This is a genomic window from Acidovorax sp. GW823-FHT02H02 (assembly GCF_058797075.1).
The window spans coordinates 1-17,106 of record NZ_JBXAJH010000023.1 but is presented as its reverse complement, the minus strand read 5'-3'; the positions used below and the strand labels follow the sequence as shown (position 1 = coordinate 17,106).

General features: G+C 67.4%; 16 protein-coding genes. 11 read left to right on the top strand and 5 right to left on the bottom strand.

Annotated elements, in window-relative coordinates:
• Positions 1–16 precede the first annotated feature (16 nt).
• From AC1RDS_RS19340 to AC1RDS_RS19305, 8 genes are all read left to right on the top strand, one after another.
• On the top strand, positions 17–2,026 hold the full coding sequence (locus AC1RDS_RS19340) for a sigma-54-dependent Fis family transcriptional regulator (RefSeq protein ID WP_287879417.1): 2,010 nt from the start codon (positions 17–19) through the stop codon (positions 2,024–2,026).
• Between the two features lie 38 nt (positions 2,027–2,064).
• On the top strand, positions 2,065–2,613 hold the full coding sequence (locus AC1RDS_RS19335; protein WP_287879414.1) for a cytochrome b: 549 nt from the start codon (positions 2,065–2,067) through the stop codon (positions 2,611–2,613).
• Positions 2,614–2,679: 66 nt separating this feature from the next.
• Entirely contained in the window at positions 2,680–3,699 is a 1,020-nt protein-coding gene (locus AC1RDS_RS19330) for a YVTN family beta-propeller repeat protein (protein WP_348682681.1), read from the top strand.
• A gap of 5 nt (positions 3,700–3,704) precedes the next feature.
• Complete coding sequence (locus AC1RDS_RS19325; protein ID WP_492227236.1) at positions 3,705–4,892, top strand: type 1 periplasmic-binding domain-containing protein; 1,188 nt, start codon at positions 3,705–3,707, stop codon at positions 4,890–4,892.
• A 66-nt stretch (positions 4,893–4,958) separates the two neighbouring features.
• Entirely contained in the window at positions 4,959–5,750 is a 792-nt protein-coding gene (locus tag AC1RDS_RS19320) for a quinoprotein dehydrogenase-associated SoxYZ-like carrier (protein WP_092700348.1), read from the top strand.
• Entirely contained in the window at positions 5,747–6,718 is a 972-nt protein-coding gene (locus tag AC1RDS_RS19315) for a quinoprotein relay system zinc metallohydrolase 1 (protein ID WP_092700345.1), read from the top strand. Before AC1RDS_RS19320 ends, AC1RDS_RS19315 begins: the two co-directional genes overlap by 4 nt.
• 225 nt (positions 6,719–6,943) lie before the next feature.
• A complete protein-coding gene (locus AC1RDS_RS19310) occupies positions 6,944–8,662 on the top strand; it encodes a PQQ-dependent methanol/ethanol family dehydrogenase (protein WP_092700342.1) in 1,719 nt (572 codons plus the stop codon).
• A gap of 89 nt (positions 8,663–8,751) precedes the next feature.
• Positions 8,752–11,064, top strand: coding sequence for a TonB-dependent receptor (locus AC1RDS_RS19305; protein ID WP_092700339.1), 2,313 nt, complete (start codon positions 8,752–8,754; stop codon positions 11,062–11,064).
• 52 nt (positions 11,065–11,116) lie between these two features.
• On the opposite strand, the gene AC1RDS_RS19300 is transcribed toward AC1RDS_RS19305, so the two are convergent.
• Complete coding sequence (locus AC1RDS_RS19300; RefSeq protein WP_348682679.1) at positions 11,117–12,001, bottom strand: substrate-binding periplasmic protein; 885 nt, start codon at positions 11,999–12,001, stop codon at positions 11,117–11,119.
• Positions 11,998–12,489 (bottom strand): cytochrome c-550 PedF, encoded by a 492-nt coding sequence (gene pedF / locus AC1RDS_RS19295; protein WP_092700333.1) that lies wholly within the window; start codon positions 12,487–12,489, stop codon positions 11,998–12,000. Before pedF ends, AC1RDS_RS19300 begins: the two co-directional genes overlap by 4 nt.
• Positions 12,490–12,779: 290 nt before the next feature.
• On the opposite strand from pedF, the gene pqqD reads away from it, so the two are divergent.
• The 3 genes from pqqD (at position 12,780) to AC1RDS_RS19280 (ending at position 14,816) form a co-directional block, all read left to right on the top strand.
• On the top strand, positions 12,780–13,082 hold the full coding sequence (gene pqqD / locus AC1RDS_RS19290; RefSeq protein ID WP_244273728.1) for a pyrroloquinoline quinone biosynthesis peptide chaperone PqqD: 303 nt from the start codon (positions 12,780–12,782) through the stop codon (positions 13,080–13,082).
• A gap of 193 nt (positions 13,083–13,275) precedes the next feature.
• Positions 13,276–13,548: a c-type cytochrome gene (locus AC1RDS_RS19285; protein WP_092700330.1), complete on the top strand. Its 273-nt coding sequence runs from the start codon at positions 13,276–13,278 to the stop codon at positions 13,546–13,548.
• Complete coding sequence (locus AC1RDS_RS19280; protein WP_287879395.1) at positions 13,548–14,816, top strand: NAD(P)/FAD-dependent oxidoreductase; 1,269 nt, start codon at positions 13,548–13,550, stop codon at positions 14,814–14,816. Before AC1RDS_RS19285 ends, AC1RDS_RS19280 begins: the two co-directional genes overlap by 1 nt.
• Here the strand turns inward: AC1RDS_RS19280 and AC1RDS_RS19275 are convergent.
• From AC1RDS_RS19275 to AC1RDS_RS19265, 3 genes are all read right to left on the bottom strand, one after another.
• The gene (locus tag AC1RDS_RS19275) at positions 14,791–15,039 is read right to left on the bottom strand and encodes a hypothetical protein (RefSeq protein WP_492227235.1); all 249 of its coding nucleotides are present in this window, start codon (positions 15,037–15,039) and stop codon (positions 14,791–14,793) included. The genes AC1RDS_RS19280 and AC1RDS_RS19275 overlap by 26 nt on opposite strands.
• Before the next feature lie 8 nt (positions 15,040–15,047).
• Positions 15,048–15,368, bottom strand: coding sequence for a c-type cytochrome (locus tag AC1RDS_RS19270; protein ID WP_287879390.1), 321 nt, complete (start codon positions 15,366–15,368; stop codon positions 15,048–15,050).
• Between the two features lie 533 nt (positions 15,369–15,901).
• A complete protein-coding gene (locus AC1RDS_RS19265) occupies positions 15,902–16,939 on the bottom strand; it encodes an IS110 family RNA-guided transposase (protein WP_348682678.1) in 1,038 nt (345 codons plus the stop codon).
• Between the last annotated feature and the right edge of the window lie 167 nt (positions 16,940–17,106).

Below are 17,106 nucleotides of genomic sequence, written 5' to 3'. Positions count from 1 at the left end.
GGGGTCAGGAGACAAAATGGAAACCAGGCTGGTCGGGCAAGCCAATGTGGCGCCTGAGCAGGATGCCGTCGCACTGATCGACCAGGCACACCTGCGCTCCAAGGCCTTCGGCATCGCGTCGGACGACCGGCCCGATTATTCGGGCCTGGCGGCCAGCCACCTGAAGGGGGCCCTGGAGGAAAACCGCTTTCTCTTCCAGCATGCCGTGCCGGTCATGGAAACGCTGTACGGCCAGATCGCCAACACCCACAGCATGGTGCTGCTGACCTCGGCCCAGGGCATGGTGCTGCACTCCATGGGCGACAACGACTTCCTGGAGAAAGCCGACCGCGTGGCCCTGGTGCCGGGCATGGACTGGAGCGAACAGACCAGAGGCACGAACGCCGTCGGCACGGCCCTCGCGACGCAGCACGCCGTCACGGTGCACGGCGACCAGCACTACATGAACGCCAACCATGCGCTGACCTGCTCGTGCGCGCCAATTCTCGACCCCTACGGGCAGATCGTCGGCGCGCTGGACGTGTCCGGCGACCACCGCAGCTACCACCAGCACACGCTGGCGCTGGTGCGCATGTCGGCGCAGATGATCGAGAACCACATGTTCGCGAGCAGCTTCCCAAAGGCCGTGCGCGTGCATTTCCATTCCCGCCCTGAATTCCTGGGCACGCTGGTCGAGGGCATCGCGGCCTTCACACCCGAGGGACGTTTCGTCTCGGCCAACCGCAGCGCGCAGTTCCAGCTCGGCATGTCGTTCGGCGGCCTGCAGGCGCACACCTTCCCCTCGCTCTTCAACCTGCCGATATCGGCCTTGTTCGAGCTTTTCGGCAGTCCCAACGCGGCACCGCGCCAGCTGTGCCTGCACAACGGCGTCACGGTCTGGTGCCGCACCGAGGTTAAGCCCTCCGGCCCCTGGGCCACACCCATCGTCTCGCCACTGGCCGACAGCGGCACGCCGGCGGCGCGCAGCAGCTGCGGCAACGGCAATGCGGCGCGCACGACACAGCTGTCGTCCCTGCAATACCTGGACACGGGCGATGCGCAGCTGTCGGGCGTCATCGCCAAGCTGCGCAAGGTGGTCGACCGCGACATTCCCGTGATGATCCTGGGCGAGACCGGCACCGGCAAGGACCTGCTGGCACAGGCCATACACCACGACTCGGCCCGCGCACGCCAGCCCTTCGTGGCCGTCAACTGCGCCTCCATCCCCGACACGCTGATCGAGGCCGAGCTCTTCGGCTACGAGGAGGGAGCCTTCACCGGCGCGCGCAAGAAGGGCGCGCCGGGCAAGATCCAGCAGGCCCATGGCGGCACGCTGTTCCTCGACGAAATCGGCGACATGCCCAAGCACCTGCAGGCGCGCCTGCTGCGTGTGCTGCAGGAACGCAAGGTGAGTCCCCTGGGGGCCGGCAAGGAGGTGGAGGTCGATGTCACCGTCATCAGCGCCACGCACAAGAACCTCAAGGAGCTGATCGCGCGCGGCGACTTCCGCGAGGACCTGTACTACCGCTTGAACGGCCTGGTCGTGCGCCTGCCGGCGCTGCGCGAGCGCAGCGACTTCGAGGTCGTGGTGAAGAAGGTGCTGCACGCGCTCGATGGCGGCGTGGACATCGCCATCGCCCCCGAGGTAATGGAACTGCTGCAGGCCTACCACTGGCCCGGCAATGTGCGCCAGCTACACAACCTGCTGCGCACGGCGACCGTGATGGTGGACGACGACGGCATCATCCGTCTGGCGCACCTGCCCGACGACTTCCTCGACGAGCTGCGCGCGCCCCTGCGTCCCGTGGCCATTCCCCTGCCGGCGGAGGAACCTCCGCTCGTGCCCTGCGTGGGCGCGCCGCCGGCCCCCGCCGCCGATGACCCCGGCGAAGACAACCAAAGCCTGCAGGACGTGACCATCAACGCCATGGCACAGATGTTGCGGCTGCACAAGGGCAATGTGTCGGCAGCGGCCAAGGCGCTCGGTGTTTCACGCAACACCATCTACCGCAAGAAGAACCTGCTGCCGCCCGATCTACTTGATTAGGGCCTGTTAGCAGGCCCAAGCGACAGGAGGTTTCTTCCATGCAGCAGTCCCGCTACGACCGTTTTTCCGTCCTCCTGCACTGGCTCATGGCCGCGCTGATCCTGGGGCAGATCGCCCTGGGCCTGTGGATGATCGGACTGCCCAAGGACAGCAGCGGCCTGCGTGCGGCCTGGTTCAACGTGCACAAGTCATGGGGCATGGTGCTGGGCCTGCTCATCGTGCTGCGCCTGACCTGGGCACTGCTGCGCCCGCGCGTGGCCGCCTTGCCGCAGGCGCGCCACCTGCAGCTGGCGGCCAGTGCTGCGCATGGGTTGCTGTACCTGCTGATGCTGGTGCTGCCGCTGTCGGGCTTTCTGGGTTCGGTGTTTTCCGGCTACCCGATACGCTTTTTCGGCATGCAACTGCCCAAGATCACCGAGCGCTGGGACGGCGCCAAGGAACTGCTCAGCGGCGTGCACCAGGTGTCGGCGGTAGCCCTGATACTGCTCATCGCACTGCATGCACTGGCCTTCCTGTACCACCAGCTCGTCATGAAGGAACCGCTGCTGCAGCGCATGCGCTGGGCTCGCTCCGTTGCTCCAAATTGACACAAGCGCTGTGACACCCGCAATGGTGCCGGCAGCGACCCCCACAACAACACCGGAGACATTCCCATGGCAGGCACAGCCCCCAAGCCACACCATCCACTGCACCGCAAACGCCCGCTTTCCTGGGCCCTGGCGGCACTGGTCTGCCTGGCATCCATCCCTGCAGCACAGGCCACGGGCGTGCCCGACAGGGTCTATGTGTCCAACGAGAAAGACCACCGGCTGCAGGTGTTCAACACCCGGGGCGACCGCCTGGGCGAGATAGCGGTCTGCCAGCGCCCGCGCCACATGATGTTCCTGCCCGGGCATGCCCAGATCATCGTCAGCTGCGGCGACAGCGACCAGCTGGGCATCGTCGATGTGACGGCGGGCAGGCTCGTCGCCACCGTGCCCGTGGGCGAGAGCCCGGAGATCTTCGACCTCAGCCCCGATGGCAAGACCGCTTACGTGTCGATCGAGGACGACAACGTGCTCGCCGCCTACGACATCGCCGGCAAGAAGCCCCTGTTCCAGGTGCAAACCGGCAAGGAGCCCGAGGGCGTGCTGGTCACGGCCGATGGCCAATTTGCCTACGTCACCTCCGAGGCCGCCGACGCGGTGCACCTCATCGACCTGGCGCAGCACAAGGTCGTGAAGACCATCAAGACCGGCAAGCGCCCGCGCCGCCTGGCGCTGCTGGCTGCCGCCAATGAACTCTGGGTGACCAATGAGCTGGAGGCCTCGGTGGCCGTGATCGACACCACCAGCCAGCAGGTCAAGCACAAGATCGCCTTCAACGTGCCGGGCGTGCCCACGACCGACATCACCCCCGTGGGCATGGCCATCAGCCCCGACGGCGCCAGTGTCTGGGTGGGCCTGGGCCGCGCCAACCGCGTGGCGCGCGTGAATGCGGCCGACAAGACCGTCACGCACCAGGTGCCCGTGGGTCGGCGCGCCTGGGGCCTGGCCATGCACCCGGATGGCAAGACGCTGTACGTGGCCAACGGCCTGTCGGACGAGCTGACGCTGATCGACACGGCCGCGGCCAAGCCGCTGCGCACCGTGCCCACGGGGCGTACGCCGTCGAGCGTGCTGGTCGAGCCATGAAAGCCATGCGAAAAACGCTGCAGTTGCTAGCAGTAGGCAGCATGCTCGCGTATGGCCTGCCGCTGCAGGCTGCCACGGCGCGCAAGGTGACGCTGGCCGTGATCTCCGTGGCCGACGACGCGCGCTATGCCAAGCGCCGCCTGGAGCTGGCCTACCCCAACCAGCCCCAGGGCCGCGCCCTGCAGGGCGTGGAACTGGCGGTGGAAGACACGGCGCTGGAACTGCAGGACGCGGGCCTGGAACTGAGCGTGCGCGACCTGGTGCTGCCCAGTGCCGCCGACCTGCCCCGGGCACTGCAGGAGCTCAAGGCAGCCCAGGTCGTGCATATCGTGGCCGACCTGCCCGAAGCGCCGCTGCGCGCGCTGGTGCGCAGCGGCCCTGACGTCCTTGGCGACATGGTGGTCTTCAATACAGGACTGCCCGAAGACAGCCTGCGTGGTGAGGGCTGTGCCCCGTACTTGCTGCACACCGCCCCCAGCCAGCAGATGGAGGCCGACGCCCTGGCCCAGTTCCTGGCCGCGCGCCAATGGCGCAAGCTGCTGGTGCTGCGGGGCACGCAGCCGGCCGATGCACCGCTGGCAGCGGCCTGGGCGCGCGCGCTGCCGCGCCATGGCCTGGAGGCCGTGCAGACCAGGGCCTTCAAGCTCAGCGGCGAAGCGAATGAACGCGACCTGGCCAATGTGCGCAAGCTCAGCAGCGAGCCCGGTTACGACGTGGTCGCCGTGCTCGACAGCGATGGCGAATTTGCCCGTGGCGTGCCCTATGCCACGCAATGGCCACGCCCGGTGGTCGGCGCGGCCGGCCTGGTGGCGCAGGCCTGGCACCCGCAGTGGCAGCGCTATGGCGGGGCGCAGCTCAACCGGCGCTTCGCCAAGCTCGCGCAGCGCCCCATGCAGGGCCAGGACTGGGCCGCCTGGATGGCGGGCAAGGCCGTGGTTGCCGCATTGGTCGACGCGCCCCAGTCCAGCGTGGCGCAGCAGTTGCAAAGACTGCGCAGCGGCGCGGTGGCGCTCGATGGCTTCAAGGGCCAGCGCCTGACATTCCGCCCCTGGGACGGGCAATTGCGCCAACCCGTCCTCCTGTCCCATGGCGACGCCGTGGCCGCCATGGCGCCGCTGGGCGAATGGCTGCGTGCCGGCGAGGCGCTGGACACCCTGGGCATGGATGCGGCCCAGAGCAGCTGCAGGAATTAAGCAAGAAACGGCTTCAGCCCTTGCGCATCCAGCGCAAGCAGCTATGAAAATTGAAGGGCATTCACCATGGCGAACCGCCGCAACGTACTGCTGACAGGGTTGTGGGGCATGGTGGCCCTGCCTTCCCAGGCCACTGAAGACCCCACGGGGGGCGACCCCTTGGGGTCCATGCAATGGCCGGATTTGCGCAAGACATACCTGGGCAATGCGCAGGCGCGGTTCACCGACAAGGTCCTCGTGCGCGCCCCCGCCTTTGCCGACGACGCGCTCAACGTCCCGCTGCAGATCGACGCCCGTGCGCTGCAGGCACAGGGCGGTGGCATTGCCCGAATGATCGTCATTGCCGACCGCAACCCCATCCGTGAAGTACTGACCTTCGAGCCGCTGCGCGCGCTGCCGCTGCTGGCGTTTCGCATCCGGCTGGAGCAGGCCTCGCCGATCCGCTGCCTGGTGCAGACGCACGATGGGCAATGGCATGCGGGCGGGGTCATGGTGCAGGCGGCGGGCGGTGGTTGCACCGTGCCGGGCGTGACACGCGCCGACGGCTCCTGGAGCCAGACGCTCAACCAGGTGCAGGCCCGCTTTTTCACCAACCTCGCCGACGCCAGCCGGCGCCTGCGCCTGCAGGTCATGCACCCCATGGATACCGGCCTCGTGGCGGGCATACCGGCGTTCTACATCGAGCAGCTGGAGCTGCGCGATGCCGGCGACCAGCCCTGGTGGCGGTTGGCGCTGCACGAGCCGGTGTCGGAAAACCCGCTCATCACGCTGGAGATGCCCGCGCAAGGCCCGCGCGAGTTCCGCCTCGTCGGCCAGGACAACAACGGCAACCGCATCGATGCCGGGGTGCGGGCATGAAAGCGTGGAGCATCCTCGCCATTGCGCTGGCCTGCTGCACGGCGGCCGTGGCGCAAGGCACCCGCCAGGCACCCGACCAGACCCGGCTGGACTACCGCCTGCAGCCGCGCCAGATCGCCGCCGACACCTGGGTGATCGAGGGCGCGGTGGCCGACTTCCTGCCCGCCAACGGCTGCAACATCATCAACACCGCGTTCATCGCCACCGGCGATGGGGTCGTCGTCGTCAACACCGGGCCCTCGCGCCTGTACGGGGAGCAGCAGCGCCGGGCCATTGCGGCCGTCACGCCGCAGCCCGTGCGCATGGTGCTCAACCTCAACCTGCACCCCGACTATTTCTTCGGCAATCAGGCCTGGGGCGGCGTTGCCACACAGGCCCTGGCGGGCAGCATCGCGGGCATGCGTGCCGAGGGCGGGGGCTACGCCGACAACCTGTACCGCCTGTGCGGCGACTGGATGAAGGGCACCGAGCCGACGCCCGCGCGCGAGGCGCTGGAGCCCAAGGCTTTCACCCTGGGCACGCACCGCCTGGAGCTGCGCCGCCTGCAAGGCCACACGCAGGACGACCTGGTGCTGCTGGACGCTACCAGCGGTGTGCTGTTTGCCGGCGGCCTGGTGTTTGCCGAGCGCGTACCCACCACCCCGCACGCCCATTTCGCCCAATGGCTGCAAAGCCTGGCGACCCTGGAGCAATGGCGCCAGCAGGGCCAGTTCAAGCTGCTGGTGCCCAGCCATGGCCCCGTGGACAGGGGCTTGCAGGGCATCGCCCAGACGCGCGACTGGCTGCAATGGCTCACGGCCCTGCTGGAGGGCAGCGCCCCGCAAGGGGTGGACTTGAGTGAACTGCTGCACACACCCATACCCAGCCGATTCGCCAGCTGGGCGGCGCAGCCGGCCGAACTGCAGCGCAGCCTGGTGCAGTGGTACCCCGCCTATGAACGGAGGGCGCTGACGCGGCCACCACAGTGAATGCGCCGAGCGCATGTTGCCTTTTGGAGCAACCTGTTCACAGGGACTTGCTCCACGAAACAACGCCTGCCCGCAGCCTGCCCCGGGGCTGCCCTGCGCAGGCCGCGCGGCGCGGCGCCTGCCTCTGTGGCATGGATATTGCGCATCTTTCATCGCCAAGGGTTCACGTCCAAGCCTGGGCGTGGCGCACTGACATGGCTTTTCCCACAACACAGGAGACAAACGATGAAACGCACGCTATTGAGTTTGCTGGTGATGCTCGCGGCCGGCCAGGCCGGCGCGGTCGTGACCGACAAGATGATCCATGACGACGCGAACACGCCGGACGACGTGTTGTCCTGGGGCCTGGGGACGCAGGGACAGCGCTTTTCCGCCCTCACCGGCATCAATGAAGGCAACGTCAACCGGCTGACGCCCGTCTGGGCCATGTCCTTCGGCGGCGAGAAGCAGCGCGGCCAGGAAAGCCAGCCGCTGGTGCACAACGGCAAGATGTTCGTCACCGCCTCGTACTCGCGCATCTTTGCGCTCGATTCCAAAACTGGCAAGAAGCTCTGGAAGTACGAGCACCGCCTGCCCGAGGGCATCATGCCCTGCTGCGACGTGGTCAACCGCGGCGCCGCGCTGTACGACAACCTGGTGATCTTCGGCACGCTCGATGCGCAGCTGGTGGCGCTGAACCAGGACACGGGCAAGGTGGTGTGGCGCGAGAAGATCGATGACTACCAGGCAGGCTACAGCTACACCGCCGCGCCGCTGGTGGTCGACGGCATGGTGATCACCGGCAACTCCGGTGGCGAGTTCGGCGTGGTCGGCCGCGTCGATGCGCGCGACGCCAAGACCGGCAAGCTGCTGTGGACCCGCCCCACCGTCGAAGGCCATATGGGCTACAAGGACGGCAAGGAAAACGGCATCACCGGCACGCTCAATGCCACCTGGCCGGGCGAGACCTGGAAGACCGGCGGCGCCTCCACCTGGCTGGGCGGCAGCTACGACCCCAAGACGGGCCTGGCCTACATCGGCACCAGCAACCCCGGCCCCTGGAACAGCCATGTGCGCAAGGGCGACAACCTGTACTCCGCCTCCACCCTGGCGCTGGACGTGAAGACCGGCAAGATCGTCTGGCACTACCAGTCCACGCCCAACGACGGCTGGGACTTCGACGGCGTGAACGAGTTCATCACCTTCGACATGGATGGCAAGCGCGTGGGTGCCAAGGCCGACCGCAATGGCTTCTTTTACGTGATGGACGCGGCCAACGGCAAGCTGCTCAACGCTTTCCCCTTCGTGAAGAAGATCACCTGGGCCACGGACATCGACCTGAAGACGGGCCGCCCCAATTTCGTGGCCGAAAACCGCCCCGGCGACCCCACGGCCCAGGATGCCGATGGCAAGAAGGGCAAGTCGGTCTTTGCCGCCCCCGGCTTCCTGGGCGGCAAGAACCAGATGCCCATGGCCTACAGCCCCAAGACCGGCCTGTTCTACGTGCCCACCAACGAATGGGGCATGGAAATCTGGAACGAGCCCATCACCTACAAGAAGGGCGCGGCCTACCTGGGCGCGGGCTTCACGATCAAGCCGCTGTTCGACGACCACATTGGCGCGCTGCGCGCCATCGACCCCAAGACCGGCAAGGTGGCCTGGGAGGTGAAGAACGAGGCGCCGCTGTGGGGCGGCGTGCTGGTGGCCGGCGATCTGGTGTTCTGGGGCACGCCCGAGGGCTACCTCAAGGCTGCCGATGCCAAGAGCGGCAAGGTGGTGTGGCAGTTCCAGACCGGCTCGGGCGTGGTGGCCCCGCCCATCACCTGGACGCAGGACGGCGAGCAGTACCTGAGCGTGGTCTCCGGCTGGGGCGGTGCGGTGCCGCTGTGGGGCGGTGAGGTGGCCAAGAAGGTCAACTTCCTGGAGCAGGGCGGCTCGGTCTGGACCTTCAAGATCATGAAGTGACGGGTCTTTGATGCCGCTGGCGGCACGTTCCCGGCCATGGGGCCGGGCGCGCCCGCCCATATTTTTTGCCACCAGCGGACTCACCCTCCGTGCCACGCAACGACAGCACCTCCATGAACAAGACCCCATCGAGGCCCGACCGTCTCTGGCTGGCCCTGCTCTCGACCCTGCCCGCAGCGGCGGCCGCGCAGGCCGTCGACATCGACAAGGTCCACCGCCTGCCGCAGGTGGAAGTGGTGCACCAGGCGCCGTTGCCCGGCCTGGACGTATCGGTGGAGCAATACCCCGGCAATGCGCAAATGCGCAGCGACGCCCAGATCGAGCGCGCCGGGGCCACGAACCTGGCCGACTTCCTCAACCGCAGCATGCCCGGCGTCGTCAGCGCCGACATCCAGGGCAACCCCTACCAGATCGACCTGAGCTACCGCGGCCACCGCCTGTCGCCCCTGCTGGGCTCGCCCCAGGGCCTGTCGGTGTACCTGGACGGCGTGCGCATCAACCAGCCGCTGGGCGATGTCATGGACTGGGATCTGGTGCCCGAGATGGCTTTGGCCGATGTGGCCCTGATTCCCGGCACCAACCCTTTGTTCGGCCTCAACACCCTGGGCGGGGCGCTGGTGCTGGGCACCAAGTCGGGCTTGACGCACCCGGGCACGGAGGTCGATGTGTCCTTTGGCAGCCATGCGCGCAAGCGTGTCGAATTCGGCCATGGCGCACGGTGGGGTGAGGGCTGGCACGCTTATGTCGCCGGCACCTGGTTCGACGAGAACGGCTGGCGCGAGCGCTCGCCGGGCCACCTGGGCAACCTGTTCCTCAAGCTCGGGCGCAATCTGGGCGACACCTCCTGGGCGCTGAGCTACACCCATGGCCGCAGCCACTTGACCGGCAACGGCCTGCTCAACCAGAGCCTGTACGACATGCAGCCCAACGCGGGCTACACCTTCCACGATCAGACCCGCAACCGTGGCGATTTGCTGAATTTCCAGCTGACGCACTCCATCACCCCAAACGACCAGCTTTCGCTGGTGGCCTGGCACCGCTCTGCGCGTCGCAACGGCAGCAACGGCGATGTGAGCGGAAACTGGGCCGAATGGATAGAGAGCTGCGAAAAACCCGGTACCGCCCATTGCACCAACCCGGCGGCACCGGGCTATATCCGCAACAACGCGGTGTTCAACGTGAGCCAGGCGCGGTATTCCGAGGCCGGCACGACGCTGCAATGGACGCGCCAGGCCGGCGCGCACCAACTGGCCCTGGGCGCCGACCTGGCGGGCAGCACGGCCGACTACGACCATTACCAGCAGGAAGCCCTCTTCGACGCCAACCGCGTCACCCAGACTATCCCCGGATCGGACCTGGAGCACGAGGTGTCCCTGCGCGGACGCAGCACGCGCCTGGGGCTTTTCGCTGCCGACACCATCAGCCTGACCGAACACACGCAGCTGAGCCTGTCGGCGCGCTGGAACCACAGCCGCGTGCGCAACGACCTGGGGCACCCAGCACCCTACGAGCGCGAGAGCTTCACCTACAGCAAGCTCAACCCGGCCATCGGTATCACGCACGCCTTCACCCCGGCGGCCACCGGCTTTGCCAGCCTGTCGCAGGGCACGCGCATGCCGACCGCGCTGGAGCTCGGCTGCGCCGACCCGGCCCAGCCCTGCACACTGCCGACCGGCCTGCAGGCTGACCCCTACCTCCAGCAGGTGGTCACCCGCACGCTGGAGCTGGGCGCGCGGCTGCGCCCGGCCGACGGCGTGCTATTGACCAGCGCCCTGTTCCGCTCGGTGAACAACGATGACATCGCCTTCATGCGCGCGGGCATCTCGCAGGCGGGGTTCTTCAACAACATCGGCAAGACCCGCCGCCAGGGCCTGGAGCTCAGCGTCCATGTGCAGCGCGGCACCTGGGACATGCGCGCCAGCTACAGCTACCTGGACGCCACCTATCAGAGCAGCGGCGTGCTCTTCGGCCCCCTGAGCACGGCCGCCAGGCCCAACGAGTTCCACCCCGGCACGCGCATGGCCGCCCTGCCGCGCCATGTGTTCAAGCTATCGGCCGACTGGCGCGCCACGCCCACCGTGGTCGTGGGTGGCGACTGGCTCGCCATGGGCTCCCAGGTGGTGGCCGGCAACGAGAGCGGCTCGCGCCCCAAGCTGGGCACCGTGGCCGGCTACGGCCTGTTCAACGCCCGTGCCAGCTGGCAGGTCTATCCGGGCTGGAAGGTCTACGCGCGCGCCAACAACCTGCTCGACAAGCGCTACGTCACCTACGCCACTGGCAGCGAGGACGCCTTCCCCGGCGGCGTGGCGGTCCGGCCCGGCGACGACATGGGCTCTTCGCGCTTCGTCGCGCCCGGCATGGGCCGCAGCTTCACCGTCGGCATGCGCTACGAATGGCGTTGAAAAACCCTGGAAGGCCGCGCAGGCATTCCAGGGTTTTGCATTGGCGCCGCAGTCAGGGCGCGGTCAATGTCAGGCCATGCTGCTTGAAAATCGCCAGCAGTTCGCCGCTGCCGCGCAGTGACTGCAGGGCCTGTTGCAGGGCCTGGCCCAGCTCCTCGTTCCTGGCCTTGATGGCCATGCCCACCAGCCAGCCCTGGGACGGCACGCCCGCCAGCGGGAGCTCGCCGATCGCCATCTGCTCGGACCTCGGCTGCGCCTGGAAGATTGCGGACTCCGCCTGCGCGCGCGTGACATAGGCGGCGGCCGCCTCGCCCTGCAACACCGCCTGCACGGCCTTGACGCCGTTTTCGTACAGGTGCACCTGTGCGCTCAGCAAGCGGTTGTCGTGCCCGATCAGGGCGCTGGCTGCGCCGGTGCCGCGCTCGGTGGCCAGGGGCACGCCCCGGAGGTCGGCAACCCCCGCCACCTCCGGCAGGCGCCGCTTGTCGCGCACCAGCACGACCTGCTCGCGCATGTACGGAGCAAAGATCAGCGCCTGCCTGTTCTGCTGCATGAAATACTTGTCCACGGGCACGTGTAGCATCACGTCGGCCGGACCGTAGCCCAGGTAGTGGCCCTTCCAGACCATGTTGCGCAGGTCGTCGTTCATGTTCTCGTCGCCATCGAAGGGCAGCAGGGACAGCTGCAACCCCATGGCACGCGCCAGGGCCTGCGCCAGCGACACGTCCAGCCCCTGAATGCCCTGCGCCGACTTCGCGGAAAACGGCGGGAAGTCGTTGTACAGCGCCACCTTGAGCGCGCCGTTGGCGCGGATGCGCTCCAGGCCGCTCGGTTCTTCCTGTGCATGGGCCGCGCCCATACCGGCGAGCAGCGGCAGCAGCCCCAGCACCAGCTGGCGGCGGCCCGTCGATGGCGGTTTGTGGGATGCGCCGTTCATGGTTCGCGCCGCGATTCGAGATAAGTCTTGATGGCCCACAGGGCCTCCTGGGACAACATGCCCTCGAACGGCGGCATGTACACCCGGCCGTCGCGCGTGCGGCCCCGGCGCGCGGTGCCCATGAAGTAGTCGTTGACCTCCTTGAAGCAGGCGTTCTTCTTCAGCGCGTCCGCCAGGCTGGTGCACTCCTCGTCGAGCTTGCGCAGGTCGGGGGCAATGCCGCCGGATATGGCCTCCAGCCCGTGGCAGCGGGCGCAGTTCTGGTTGTAGCCGGATGCGCCGATGCGCACCGCCTCGGCCTGCGCGGGGCCCTTGCTGTAGGGGTTGTCCTCCAGCCATTTCTGCCCCACGGGCGGCAGGGTGCGCGTATCCACGGGCTGCGGGGTCACGTCCCCATGCGCCCAGGCGGCGCCCAGGCTGGCGACCAGCGCAAGAGCGAGGGCCGATGGTGCGCCCTTGCGGGCCCATGTCTGAACGACGGAATGCATGGATGTCTCCTTGGTCTCTGGTGGTACCAGCCTGCAGCAAGAACCAGGCCATGCTGCGCGCCACACGGTACGCACCATGCCCCGCCGCACTGTGACAAGCATTGCTCCGCTTTGGAGCACTTGAGCGCGCCGTGGCACGCTGCCGCGGTGTGGGGACGGGCAGGCCGGCGCCGTGCCAGCCGACGGCATGGCATGGGCGTGGGGGCTTGGCATTTTTTTTGCTGAGCTATGCCCATACTGTTTTTGCGCGTCCCGTGGTCCCTGCCGAATACCATCAAAAAAAACCTGCCATGCACTTTGACGCTGCCAGCGCACCAGAGCACCACCACTCCGGCGCCCCCACCATGCTGCCCCATCTTTCGCGCCACCTGCGCCTGCAGTACCAGACCGCCCAGACGCGCTGGGTGCTGCGCTCCTCCGAGGACACGGTGCAGCTCAACGACAGCGCCGCCGAGATACTGCGCCGCTGCGACGGACGCCACACCGTGGCGGACATCGTCTGCGAGCTGGAGGCGCTGTACGACATCCAGGGCATCGGCCCCCAGGTGCAGGAACTGCTGGCCGAGGGCATGCGCCGGGGCTGGTTAGACTGATGGGATACCCCCCTGTGGCGCTACGCGCCTTCGTTTGGGGCGCGCCGGTTTCGTAGGTTGTGGGTGGCGCGTAGCGCGCTGCTGGTTTATAGATCAATCGGACATAACGCTTATGCGACAAGCGCTGACAGCTATCAAAAAGTGCGCCCCATGGGCAGCCCTTCTGCTGCTGTTGCCTTGCGCGGCGCAGCCCTTGCCTTCGCTGCCCGTCCAGGACGTGGCCCTGCTCGCCGGCAACTGTGTCACTTGCCACGGCCCCGGCGGGCGGCCGCCAGCCGAAGCCTCGGGCAGCATTCCGGCCCTGCGCGGCCGCAGCAGCGCCCTCTTGCTGGAGCGCATGCAGGCGTTCAAGGCCGGGCGGGTGGCCGGCGCCACCGTCATGCCGCTCCTGATGCAAGGCTATGACACGGCCCAGATGCAGGCCCTGGCACGGTGGTTTGCCGCCCTGCCCACGGAGACGCCGTGATGGCGGCGTTGCACCGCCGTCAACTGCTGCTTGGCGCCGCAAGCCTGGCCGCACCCGCCGTCGTGCGTGCGCAAGGCGCAGGTGCGCGCGTGGTGGTGGTGGGCGGCGGCTTTGGCGGCGCCACGGTGGCGCGCTACCTGCGCACCTGGGCGCCGCAGGTCCAGGTCACGCTGGTCGAGCCCGCCGATCGCTTCTTCACCTGCCCGTTCTCCAACCATTACCTGGCGGGACTGCGCAGCTGGGACAGCATCGGCCACGGCTACGACGGCCTGCGCGCCACGGGCGTACAGGTCGTGCACGCGCGGGCCGAGGACGTGGATGGCCAGCGGCGCAGCCTGCGCCTGCACACCGGCCAGGAACTGCGCTGGGACCGCCTGGTGCTCTCGCCCGGCGTGGACATGCGCTGGGACGCGCTCGAAGGCTACGACCGGGCGGCCGCCGAGCTTGCACCCCATGCCTGGAAGGCCGGCGCGCAGACCCTGCTGCTGCGCCGCCAGTTGCAGGCCATGCCCGACGGTGGCCGGTTCGTGATGGTGATTCCCGACAACCCGTTCCGCTGCCCACCCGGGCCGTATGAGCGTGCCAGCCTGGTGGCGCACTACCTGCGCCAGCACAAGCCGCGCAGCAAGCTGTTGCTGCTGGACGCGAAGAACAACTTCTCGAAGAAAGCGCTGTTCCTGCAGGGCTGGAAGGCCTTGTACGGCGACATGCTCGAATGGGTCAGCCTGGCGCAGGACGGCCAGGTGGTGCGCGTGGATGCGCGGACGCTGGAGGTGGAGACGGCCTTCGGCACGCGCCACAGGGCCGACGTGCTCAACGTCATCCCGCCGCAGAAGGCGGGGCTGATCGCCGAGCGCGCGGGCGTGACCGACGCCAGCGGCTGGGCCCCCGTGCGCGGCGAAGACCTGGCATCGCAACGCGTGGCCGGCATCCATGTGCTGGGCGACGCGGCCCTGGCCGGGCCCATTCCCAAATCCGGCTTTGCGGCCAACAACCAGGGCAAGGTAGTGGCGGCGGCCATTGCCGCCGAATTGAGCGACAAGGCGCCCCCCACGGCCTGGTACGCCAACACTTGCTACAGCCTGCTGGCGCCGGGCTACGGCATCTCCGTGTCGGGGGTGTACCGCGCGCAGCAGGGGCGCCTGGTGGACCTGCCGCACAGCGTGGGCGTGAGCCCGCTGGACGCCCCGGCCGGGCACCGCGCCGCCGAGGCAGCCCACGGCGCGGATTGGTACGCGGCCATCAGCGCGGATATCTGGGACCGCTAAGGGCTGCGGCCTCGCGCGGCCCGCGCTGCGCGAGCTGAAGCAGCCGCTCCAGCGCCTCGCCGTCGCCGTTCTGCGCCAGCGCTTCCCACAGCCTGCGGGCACTCTGGTAGTCGCCCAGCAGGCAAGCGGCCTGGGCCTGCAGGTGCTGGTCTCGCTCGTCAACGGCTGGCTGGAGCATGGCCCGGGCCGCCCCGAGCAGAGTGCGCGGATGCGCGGCAGCCATGGCGCGGCTCACGGCTTGCTGCTGAGCACCCAGCCGGCCAGCAGTTTCAGGTCCTGCGCGCTGAGGCTGGAATGCGCAGGCATGGCTGCCCGCCCCCACTTGCCCTTGGAGCCCAGTTGTATGGACTGCGCCAGCGAAGCCACGGCATCCTTGTCGCCGGCATACTTCTCGGCCACCGAGTTGAATGCCGGGCCGACGATCTTCTCGGCGGCGGCGTGGCAGCTGTAGCAGCCGTTGGCCTTGGCGATCTCGGCCGCTGAGGCCAGGTCGGTGGAGGCATGGGCTGCGGCGGCAGCCCACAGGGAGGCGAGGAGGAAGACGTTGCGCACGGAGAGGGCCTTTCAGTGGGGTTCATGGACTTGCCACCTGCCTGGGGCAACATCCATGCCAACCTGGCCGCCACGCCGGTCCACCCCGCAGTGCGCACTTACGTACCAGGGTGCCCGCAAAGTGTTCAGATTTGAAGCAGGAGCTGCCACAAATCGGGGGAGCCCCGGGGACAGGTGACGGCGCCCAGCGGCGCCATGTTGCTGATCGCCCGCGAAGTGCGGCGCCAGCCCCACCTTGACCAGCTGTATCTCGACCTTAGAGCCTTATATGGACGCCCCGAATAAGCCAAGCCCTCACTCACTGAAGTCAAGACGGTAAAGATTGCACCCGTATATCCGGACTTTCTGTGGCACGAGCCACGGTCCCTGATGGGAGTCGCTGGTGAATGTCCTATCGGTTTAGCGCACTCGAAGTGCCACGCTCTAATCGGATTGCATCCACCACGGTCTGACCTGTCTTGCCATCACTTCATGATTGCTTGAGCAATCGGTGGTTTTCTCCTGATCTTCGTTCTGGCCTCGGTTTTTGTGGCTCAGGCCAGCTCTCGCACGTAGCCTGGCTCATAGCTGCGTTCGTGCGCCAGCAAGGCCCACACGATGCGGGCATTCTTATTGGCCAGCGCCACCGCCGCCACATTCTTGTTGCGCCGCTGGACCACACCATTGACCCAGCAGCACTGCGGACTGTCCTGGTCTTTGTTCTGGGCGTGGTAGATCACCGAGCGCGCACCGTGAATCAGCAAGGTTCGCAGGTACGTATCGCCCCGTTTGCTGATGCCCAGCAGGTTTTGTTTGCCCCCGCTGGAGTGCTGGCGCGGCACCAGGCCCAGCCAGGCTGCCACCTGCCGGCCATCTTTGAAGCTCTTGGCATCGCCCAGTGAGGCCACCAGCGCACAGGCCGTAATGGGGCCAATGCCGGGTATCTGCTCGAGCTTGCGGCTCAAGTCGCTTTGCCGATGCCAGGCCACAATTTGTACCTCTAGCTCCTGCACCTGGCGATCGAGCTCCTGGAGGTGTTCGAGCAGGCGCTGTATCAAGCGCCGAAACGCCCCGGGCAGCTCGTTGCAAGCATCCTCTATGAGTTGCGGCACCCGCTCGGTGATGTGGTGTCTTCCCTGGGCAATGACGAATCCGAACTCAGCGAGCAGGCCCCGGATCTGGTTGGCCTGGGCGGTGCGGGCCTTGACAAAGCCTTGGCGCGCCCGGTGCAGGGCCAGCACGCCTTGCTGCTCGACGGTCTTGACCGGCACAAAGCGCATGCTCGGGCGCGTGACCGCTTCGCAGATGGCCTGGGCATCTGCCGCATCGTTCTTGTTGGTCTTGACATAGGGCTTGACGAACTGTGGCGCCATCAGGCGCACGGTGTGGCCCATGCTCTGGAGCTTGCAGGCCCAGTGGTGGGCACTGCCGCAGGCCTCCATGCCAATCAGGCAGGCGGGCAGATTGACAAAGAAACTTGCCATCTGCTCGCGCTTGAGTGGTTTGTTGAACACGGTCCTGCCATGCTCATCAACGCCGTGGACCTGAAACACATTCTTGGCCAGGTCGATGCCAATGGTTGTAATCTTCATGGTGGACGCTCCTGCTGGTTCGAGTGGAAAACTAACGTCTCCACTGTGGCACTTTCGATGCCGTTTAGGGTGGGGGCGTCCATCCCATTGGTTCACGATCTCGCAGGGGATCGCGTTGGAGCGCAATCGGGATGAGTGGATGCTTCGGGTGCGCCGCATGGGCTCGT